Source organism: Faecalicoccus sp. LCP19S3_E2 (assembly GCF_052121255.1).
Taxonomy (GTDB): Bacteria; Bacillota_I; Bacilli_A; order Erysipelotrichales; family Erysipelotrichaceae; genus Faecalicoccus.
Window position 1 is genome coordinate 65,623 of sequence record NZ_JBQKEP010000010.1, and the last position, 8,408, is coordinate 74,030.

The 8,408-nt window shown below is 40.6% G+C and carries 9 protein-coding genes; 7 read left to right on the plus strand and 2 right to left on the minus strand.

Features of this window, described 5'->3' with window-relative positions; all coding sequences use genetic code 11:
* The first annotated feature begins 36 nt into the window (after positions 1-36).
* The 5 genes from ACTQX6_RS09510 to crcB are packed head-to-tail and all read left to right on the plus strand — an operon-like array spanning position 37 to position 3,670.
* The gene (locus tag ACTQX6_RS09510; RefSeq protein ID WP_168966287.1) at positions 37-999 is read left to right on the plus strand and encodes a type I phosphomannose isomerase catalytic subunit; all 963 of its coding nucleotides are present in this window, start codon (positions 37-39) and stop codon (positions 997-999) included.
* Positions 1,000-1,015: 16 nt separating this feature from the next.
* Entirely contained in the window at positions 1,016-2,017 is a 1,002-nt protein-coding gene (gene mutY / locus ACTQX6_RS09515; RefSeq protein ID WP_294686776.1) for an A/G-specific adenine glycosylase, read from the plus strand.
* Complete coding sequence (locus tag ACTQX6_RS09520; protein WP_117446149.1) at positions 2,002-2,478, plus strand: S-ribosylhomocysteine lyase; 477 nt, start codon at positions 2,002-2,004, stop codon at positions 2,476-2,478. Before mutY ends, ACTQX6_RS09520 begins: the two co-directional genes overlap by 16 nt.
* Positions 2,475-3,311 carry a carbohydrate kinase family protein gene (locus ACTQX6_RS09525; RefSeq protein ID WP_294686773.1) on the plus strand — a complete coding sequence of 279 codons (837 nt, stop codon included), beginning with the start codon at positions 2,475-2,477 and terminating at the stop codon, positions 3,309-3,311. Before ACTQX6_RS09520 ends, ACTQX6_RS09525 begins: the two co-directional genes overlap by 4 nt.
* The gene (gene crcB, locus ACTQX6_RS09530) at positions 3,308-3,670 is read left to right on the plus strand and encodes a fluoride efflux transporter CrcB (RefSeq protein ID WP_181965598.1); all 363 of its coding nucleotides are present in this window, start codon (positions 3,308-3,310) and stop codon (positions 3,668-3,670) included. The genes ACTQX6_RS09525 and crcB overlap by 4 nt, the downstream gene beginning before the upstream one ends.
* 10 nt (positions 3,671-3,680) lie before the next feature.
* Here crcB and ACTQX6_RS09535 read toward each other — a convergent pair whose 3' ends face one another.
* Both ACTQX6_RS09535 and ACTQX6_RS09540 read right to left on the minus strand, forming a co-directional pair.
* A complete protein-coding gene (locus tag ACTQX6_RS09535; RefSeq protein ID WP_288229944.1) occupies positions 3,681-3,899 on the minus strand; it encodes a helix-turn-helix domain-containing protein in 219 nt (72 codons plus the stop codon).
* A gap of 9 nt (positions 3,900-3,908) precedes the next feature.
* Complete coding sequence (locus ACTQX6_RS09540; protein ID WP_294686766.1) at positions 3,909-4,376, minus strand: hypothetical protein; 468 nt, start codon at positions 4,374-4,376, stop codon at positions 3,909-3,911.
* A 211-nt stretch (positions 4,377-4,587) separates the two neighbouring features.
* On the opposite strand from ACTQX6_RS09540, the gene secA reads away from it, so the two are divergent.
* Both secA and prfB read left to right on the plus strand, forming a co-directional pair.
* The gene (secA, locus tag ACTQX6_RS09545) at positions 4,588-6,981 is read left to right on the plus strand and encodes a preprotein translocase subunit SecA (RefSeq protein WP_168966297.1); all 2,394 of its coding nucleotides are present in this window, start codon (positions 4,588-4,590) and stop codon (positions 6,979-6,981) included.
* Positions 6,981-8,082 (plus strand): peptide chain release factor 2 gene (prfB, locus tag ACTQX6_RS09550; protein ID WP_272001684.1). Its coding sequence is split into 2 segments (ribosomal slippage): positions 6,981-7,052 and positions 7,054-8,082, totalling 1,101 coding nucleotides; the frame shifts between segments, so codons are not numbered across the junction. Before secA ends, prfB begins: the two co-directional genes overlap by 1 nt.
* Positions 8,083-8,408 lie beyond the last annotated feature (326 nt).

The window sequence follows — 8,408 nt, forward strand, 5'->3', positions numbered from 1 at the left end:
ATTTATAATAAATTTGACTAGAATAGGAGTGAAAGTATGCCAATTGTAAAATTAGCCCCTGCTTATAAAGATTATATTTGGGGTGGAACGAATTTAAAGGAAAAATACGGAAAGAAATGTGATTTAGATATCGTAGCGGAAAGCTGGGAAGTATCTACCCACCCGGATGGCCCAAGTACTGTTGTATCCGGTCCTTATCAAGGAAAGACTTTGACAGAATATATTGATGCGTTGGGAAAAGATTGTCTGGGAACAAAAGGAAAAGAGTTTGAGTTTTTCCCAATGTTGATCAAATTTATTGACTCTAAACAACCTCTTTCTATCCAGGTGCATCCGGATAATGAATATGCACTTCGTGTGGAAAAAGAATACGGAAAGACAGAAATGTGGTACATTTTAGACTGCCAGCCGGATGCGACTTTGTACTTTGGTGTGAATCGCTCGATCACTAAAGAAGAATTCAGAGAACGTATCGAAAATAACACGCTTCTTGAAGTGCTAAAAGAAGTACCGGTACATAAAGGTGATGTGTTCTTTATCAAGGCAGGAACGATTCATGCGATCGGAGCCGGAATTACTTTGTGTGAGATTCAACAGAATTCTAATTCAACGTATCGTGTTTATGATTTCGGTCGTGTAGGAAAAGATGGAAAACCAAGAGAATTGCACATTGATAAAGCTATTGATGTTTCAAATTTAAATCCAATCGAATCGGATTTCAAACCAGCCGGTAAGCCGGTCAGCGATGAAAATGCGACAACGATGTTGTTGGCAACGTGTGATTATTTCACAAGCTTTGAAACCACATTAAAAGGCAGCACCACGATCGATATCGATGAGGAAAGCTTTGCCTCCATGGTTTTGGTAGAAGGAAATGCTACGGTTGAAAACGATGGCGAGGTCTTGGAACTGACCAAGGGGGAAACCGTATTTATGACTGCCGGCAGTGGACCTGTAAAAGTAACAGGGGATTGCCAGTGGATTTACAGCAGGGTTTAATCCTGCTTTTTGATTTATGTTTCAAAAAGATTTACTAAAGTGGTATGACAAAAACGCCAGACCACTGATCTTTCGAGAGAAAAAAGAAGCCTACTCGATCTGGATCTCTGAAATCATGGCTCAGCAGACACGCATTGAAGCCATGTTGCCATACTACAAACGATTTATCCAAAAATACCCGGATATCCAAAGCTTATCGCAGGCCGATGACGATGATCTGACAAAGCTTTGGCAGGGGTTGGGTTACTACAATCGTGTGCGCAATATGAAAAAATGTGCGATTGATTGTATGGAACGCTATCAGGGGAAATTGCCGAAAACGAAAGCAGAGCTTAAAAAATTGCCGGGCATTGGCGATTATACGGCCGGTGCGATTGCTTCTATTGCCTATGATGAAAAAGTCAGTGCTGTTGATGGGAATGTGATTCGTGTATTTTCCCGATTGTACAATATCACCGAGGATGTAAAACAAACGAAAGTAAGAAAGAAGATCGAACAATTGGTCGAAGCTTCCTTGGCCGATCCTGTCAGCAGTTATAATCAGGCTTTGATGGAATTAGGTGCTTTGGTCTGCATTCCTAAAAATCCACGATGTGATACTTGCCCGATTCAAAAAGACTGTAAGGCTTATCTTGAAGGAGATCCATCAAAATTACCGGTGCAGCCCAAGAAAAAGGAGCGCCGAAAAGAAGATAAAACTTATTATGTTTTGGTTTGTAAAGATAAAATTCATTTAGTACAGCGACCTAAAACCGGACTTTTATCCGGACTTTATGGTTTTGATGAACAAAAGCCGGAGCATATTGTGAAACAGGTGGAATTGAAAGAACACATTCATGTTTTTTCACATGTGGAATGGATCATGAAAGGATATCTATGTGAGGTCGATTCTATGTCGGAGAATTTTTATTCGATCGATCAAATTCATGAACAGTTTTCCATTCCCAGTGCTTTTTTACCATTTTTAAAACAGACAGAACGATATATAAAGGAGAATCAAATATGTCAGAAGTTGTAATTGAGAGTTTTACGTTAGATCATACGAAAGTATTAGCACCTTATGTGCGCTTGATCAGCGTAGAACAAGGTCCTAAAGGAGACAGGATCTCTAACTATGATGTGCGTTTAACGCAGCCCAATCGACAGGAAATTCCTACTGGTGCCATGCATACATTAGAACACTTATTAGCTCTCTATCTTCGCCCAAGAATTGAGGGCTATATCGATTGTTCACCGTTTGGTTGTCGTACAGGTTTTCATTTACTATGCTGGAATGAACATGAGACAAAGGATGTTGCCATCGCCTTAAAAGAAGCATTGGAAGATATTTTGCATACGACATGGGAACAAGTGCCGGGAACACAGGAAAAAGAATGTGGAAACTACAAAGATCATAGCCTGGTAGGTGCCCAAGAATGGGCCAAAGAAATTCTAAAACAGGGCATTTCCAGTGATCCGTTTGAAAGAAAAATCGTATGACTAAGCTCGTTTTAGCTTCCTGTACAGCTGATTTATATTTGTATGTGGATCATTTACCAACATCCGCACAGGATGTCAAAGTTATATCCAGACAAATGGCACTGGGCGGTTGTGGCTATCATGTCAGTAAAGCTTGTCCGGATTCTATTTTAGTTTGTCCGATAGGTACCGGTATGTATGCCCAATTTGTCAAAGAAAAGCTGTTATCCGAAGAGATAGAGACGATCATGCCTACGGTTTCACAGGAAAATGGCGTCTGTATTTGCTTGATCGAACCCAATGGACAAAGAACTTTTCTTTCCAGTCATGGCGCTGAATATTTTTATACACCGCAGATGCTTGTTGATTTACCGCAGGCAGATTGGATCTATATATCCGGAATTGATTTGGAAGAAAAACAGAATCAATGTTTGATCGATTATTGTGCAAAAACAAGTAGTAAAATCTTTTTTGCACCGGGCCCCAGAATCTCTGCAATTCCAAGCGTATTAAAACAGATGTTGGATCTAAAACCGGTATTACACATGAACAAAGAAGAATGTGAAGCGTGGTGTCAATGTTCTTTTCAAGAAGGGATGGTTTCTTTATTTGAAAAGACACAAAAGCCTGTCATCGTAACAGATGCTTCCCGTGGCTCTTATGCCTATGATGGAAAAAAGTTGTATCACGAAGTGGAAAAAGCGGTTGCCACCAAAAATGCAACCGGAGCCGGCGATACCCATGCGGCCAGTTGTCTGGATAGTTTATCACAGAAAATGCCATTCGATGAAATGTTAAGAAGGGCAAATCGTGCCAGTATTCAAAAAATTACACAAGGAAAGGAAGAATTATGATAGATTGTCTAGCCGTAGGTTTAGGAGGATGTATCGGCTCCATCCTTCGATATCTGATCGGGAAGATTCCTGTAGAAACAAATGGCTTTCCCATTCACACTCTAGGTATTAATGTCATTGGATGTTTTCTGATTGGTTTAATCGTTTCCTTAGCTACAAAAAATACACAGATGGATCCTCGTCTTGTTTTATTTTTTAAAACCGGAGTTTGTGGTGGATTTACGACTTTTTCAACTTTCTCCTTAGAAACCCAACAATTGATGCAGACAGGGCAATATACCATGGCCATAATCTATGTGCTTCTTAGTATCTTGTTAGGTATTTTTGCGATATTTGCGGCACAGTGGATCCTAAAATAAAGCAGGCAGCTTAGGCTGCCTGTTTGTCGTCTTGGTATTCTAATATATCGCCGGGCTGACATTCCAGCACTTTACAGATCGCATCCAAGGTAGAAAAACGAATGGCCTTGACTTTACCGGTCTTTAAATTCGATAAATTCACATTGGAAATGCCCACCTTTTCAGAAAGCTCATTTAAAGACATTTTTCGATCGGCCATGACTCTATCTAAACGTAATATGATAGCCATTAGATTCACCTATATAGTCGCATCGACTTCATTTTGAAGATTATAGCCTACTTCCAAAATAGAAGACAATAGTATGAAAACGATACCTACCAATGAAAACAACCCATCTGCCAATACAAAATTTCCAAAACATATGATTGTAACTGCACCTGGTTGATAGTCCGGAATTCTCGGTATCACAAAAGCGGCAATTGTCAGAGTTACTCCAATCAAACGAATTCCTTTGAATAAAATATCGGCAAACGATCTGTGTGTCCAGTAAAGAAATAAGATCGTAAAGAAAAACAGTATGATTGCACTACAGAATACCATTGTATAAAGATATTGTGCCCATCCCATATAGGCCCAGATTCCTTGTAAGGTATCCTGCACGATCTCTACCAATGCATAGATTGCACAAAATCCGGTAAATATTAACGAGATCAATAGAATTCTTCGCATCTTTCGCGTTAAAACTTGTTCAGCATCTTCTTTCATGATGAAGCTTCCTTGTTGTCTACTTAATTTATATCATTTAATTTTACTAAAAACAATAAAAATTTAATGATAAACATTAAAAGTTTATTGTTTTTATATCAAATATAAAGAGTTTGTAAGTTCCTATGGGAATTCTAGTCTTCATTTGAAAAATATGCTACAATGATATAGCGTGTAAATTTGTATAAACAGTAAGCAGGAGGGCTACTTTATGGGATTATTATCAAATCTTTTCTCGGAAGAGAAGCGTGAAATCAGTACGCTGGAAAAGATTGCTGATCAAGTGTTGTCGCATGAAAATGAAATGGCGGCTTTAAGCGATGATCAGTTAAAAGAAAAAACAGAAGAATACAAGAAACGATTGGCCGAAGGTGAAACAGTAGATGATTTATTACCGGAAGCTTTCGCAACAGCTAGGGAAGCTGCCTATCGTGTCATCAATGAAAAACCGTATCGCGTGCAGGTCATGGGGGCTGTGGCCATGCACAAAGGGGATATTGCCGAAATGAAAACCGGTGAAGGTAAAACTTTGACCGCCACGATGGCTGTCTATCTAAACGCATTGGCAGGGCAGGGTGTGCATGTCATTACCGTTAACGAATACTTGGCCGGACGAGATGCAGCCTGGATGGGGGAAATCTATCGTTTTCTAGGTTTAAGCGTTGGTGTCAACAAACGAGAATTAAAGGCCAAAGAAAAAAGAGAGGCCTATGCTTGTGATATTACGTATACGACTAACTCAGAATTAGGTTTTGACTACTTGCGTGATAATATGGTGACCCGTGTTGAAGATCGTGTTATGCGAGGTTTGCACATGGCCATCATCGATGAGGTCGATTCCGTATTGATCGATGAAAGTCGTACACCGTTGATCATTTCCGGAGGAAAGAAAGAAACAGCCAACTTGTATATTCAGGCGGATAAATTTGCCAAGACTTTAGTGGCTCCGGAATATGAAACTGATCGTTTTACACATGAAAAACATTTGATTTCCGGTGACTATGACATTGATGAAAAAACACGTCAGGTCATGTTGAGTGAAGATGGTGTGCACAAAGCTGAAAAGTACTTCCATATCAAAAACTTATACGATATCGAACATACACAGCTGGTACATCACATCAATCAGGCTCTAAAGGCAAACTATATCTTTACCAATGAAGTGGAATACGTGGTCAGTGATGATCAGGAAATCGTGATCGTTGACCAGTTTACCGGTCGTTTGATGCCGGGACGTGCCTACAGTGATGGTTTACATCAGGCCATCGAGGCTAAAGAGGGTGTTCCAATCAAGGAAGAAACTTCAACTCTGGCTACGATCACATATCAGAACTTCTTCCGTTTGTATGAAAAACTGGCCGGTATGACCGGTACCGCAAAAACAGAAGAGGAAGAATTCTTATCAACCTACAACATGAAGGTTGTCGTAATTCCGACAAACCGTCCGGTTATCCGTGAAGACCAGCCGGATGAAATCTATGCCCATAAAGATCGCAAATATAAGGCTTTAGTCGAAGAAGTAAAACGTCTATATGCCAAGGGACAGCCGGTTTTAGTGGGTACGATTGCGGTAGAAACCAGTGAGCTGATCAGTAATCTGTTGAAAAAAGAAGGCATTCCGCATGAAGTTTTAAATGCCAAAAACCATGCACGTGAAGCAGAAATCATCGCCAAGGCCGGAAGACCAAAATCAGTAACAATTGCCACTAACATGGCCGGACGTGGTACCGATATCAAGCTGACAAAAGAAACACGTGAATTAGGCGGTTTAGCCGTTTTGGGTTCGGAACGTCATGAATCACGTCGTATCGATAACCAGCTGCGTGGGCGAAGCGGACGTCAGGGGGATCCGGGATTCTCTCGTTTCTATGTATCTTTGGAAGATAACCTGATGGTGCGTTTTGGTGGTGACAAGCTGCAGAAGATGTTTGAAAAACTGGGCGATGAACAAGTGCAGTCCAAAGCGGTAACGCGTTCGATCACCATGGCCCAAAAACGTGTAGAAGGCTTTAACTTTGATATGCGTAAACAGCTGCTGGATTATGATGATGTATTACGTCGTCAGCGTGAGATCATCTATGCGCAGCGTAATCGTATCTTAGAAAGCGATGAAGTCCATGAAATGGTACATACGATCTTTGATAAGGCAATTGAAGAAACGTTGCAGGCAAACATTGTTGATGCCAAAAAACAGACAGTAGATCCTGTCAGCCTGTCTAAATCGTTTGATATCATGGGCATGCAGGAAGAAAAACAGATCAAGCCGGATGAAATTGAAGGCAAGTCGTATAAAGAAATCGAAGATTATGCGAAAAATAAGATCTGGGGTGAATATGAAAAAGAAATTCAGCCTGTTAAAAAGCAGTTCCTTCCATTTGAAAGAACCGTGGTTTTACGAAACATTGACAGAAACTGGATTGCCCATATCGACCGTATGGATAAATTAAGAAGTGGTATTTATTTAAGAAGTTATGCGCAAAACAACCCACTACAACAATATGTACAAGAAGGATTTGACATGTTTGAAGAGATGAATCGTCGCATCGATCGTGAAATTACTTTCTTCTTGTGCAAGGTGCGCATTCGCAGGGAGACCAAAGCATAATGGAACTATATGAATTAAAACAAGGAGTGAGCACTCACCTGGAGAAATTACGTTCTCTGGGTGAGTCACTTTGACTTAGCTCAGAAAAAGAAACAGATTGAAGACTATGACAAACAGACTTTAGAAGAAGGCTTCTGGTCGGATCAAAAGAAAGCGCAATCCGTGATTCGCATGCGAAATTCCTTAAAAGATATCGTAGATCACTATGAAAGCTTGTTGGATCAGTTGGAATCATTGGATGAAACGGCGGAGGCCTTAAAAAATGATCTGGATGAAGAATTATTAGAGATGGCTTCTGATGAGTATGTGGGAGCCAGTGAAAGCTTTGAAGCCTTTGAAATTCAAGTCTTACTTTCACATGAATACGATCAAAACAATGCGATTCTTGAACTGCATCCAGGTGCCGGAGGAACAGAATCGTGTGACTGGGCCAGCATGTTGTATCGTATGTACACCCGCTATGCCGAAAAGAAAGGCTGGAAAGTCACAGCGCTTGATTATCTGGCCGGAGAAGAAGCCGGCATCAAAAGTGTGACCTTTCTGGTAGAAGGGGACAAGGCCTATGGTTATTTAAAAGGAGAAAAAGGCGTGCATCGCTTAGTTCGTATCTCTCCTTTTGATTCCGGTGCCAGAAGACATACCAGCTTCGCCTCTTTAGAGGTCATGCCACAGTTTAATGATGAGATTGAAATCGAGATTAAACCGGAAGATCTAATCGTAGAAACGAAACGAGCATCCGGAGCCGGAGGGCAGCATATCAATAAAACCGACAGTGCTGTTCGCATGGTACACAAGCCTACCGGTATTGTGGCTACGTGTCAAAATGGGCGCAGTCAACATGAAAACCGTGAAGAAGCTTTACGCATCTTGAAGTCTCGTCTTTATCAATTGGAAATTGAAGAAAAAGAAAAGAAACTCAAAGAAATCAAAGGAGAACAAAGTGCCAATGAATGGGGATCTCAGATTCGCAGTTATGTCATGCACCCTTATTCTTTGGTCAAAGATGTTCGTACCGGCTATGAAACCAGTCAGGTACAAGCTGTTTTAGATGGTGATTTAGATGAGTTTATCTTTGCTTATTTGAAAAGTCAGGTACAGTAAATCCGGAAAAAGCGGAAAGAGAAATGGGGAAATAAAAGTTGAATCCCCTTACAAATTTTTCCTAAATGTTGAAAAGAATGTAAGAAGGTTTGGTGAAAATCACTTGTAAACAAACCTTCTTTTTCTTATACTTAATTTTGTAGAAGGAGGCTATAAGAAATCATATGACAGATATAGAAAAACATGCCCTGCATGTAAGACAGAACATCATCAAGATGGTGTATGCGGCACAAAGCGGGCATCCGGGCGGCTCTTTATCCGGGGCCGATCTGCTGACGGATCTGTACTTCAGAGAAATGGATATCAACAAAGATAATGTGGATACG

What these genes read in the sequence shown, in the direction of transcription:
- crcB (WP_181965598.1), top strand. Translation starts at nt 3,308, where the DNA reads ATGATAGATTGTCTAGCCGTAGGTTTAGGAGGATGTATCGGCTCCATC.
- ACTQX6_RS09525 (WP_294686773.1), top strand. Translation starts at nt 2,475, where the DNA reads ATGACTAAGCTCGTTTTAGCTTCCTGTACAGCTGATTTATATTTGTAT.
- mutY (WP_294686776.1), top strand. Translation starts at nt 1,016, where the DNA reads ATGTTTCAAAAAGATTTACTAAAGTGGTATGACAAAAACGCCAGACCA.
- ACTQX6_RS09510 (WP_168966287.1), top strand. Translation starts at nt 37, where the DNA reads ATGCCAATTGTAAAATTAGCCCCTGCTTATAAAGATTATATTTGGGGT.
- ACTQX6_RS09520 (WP_117446149.1), top strand. Translation starts at nt 2,002, where the DNA reads ATGTCAGAAGTTGTAATTGAGAGTTTTACGTTAGATCATACGAAAGTA.
- ACTQX6_RS09540 (WP_294686766.1), bottom strand. Translation starts at nt 4,376, where the DNA reads ATGAAAGAAGATGCTGAACAAGTTTTAACGCGAAAGATGCGAAGAATT.
- ACTQX6_RS09535 (WP_288229944.1), bottom strand. Translation starts at nt 3,899, where the DNA reads ATGGCTATCATATTACGTTTAGATAGAGTCATGGCCGATCGAAAAATG.
- secA (WP_168966297.1), top strand. Translation starts at nt 4,588, where the DNA reads ATGGGATTATTATCAAATCTTTTCTCGGAAGAGAAGCGTGAAATCAGT.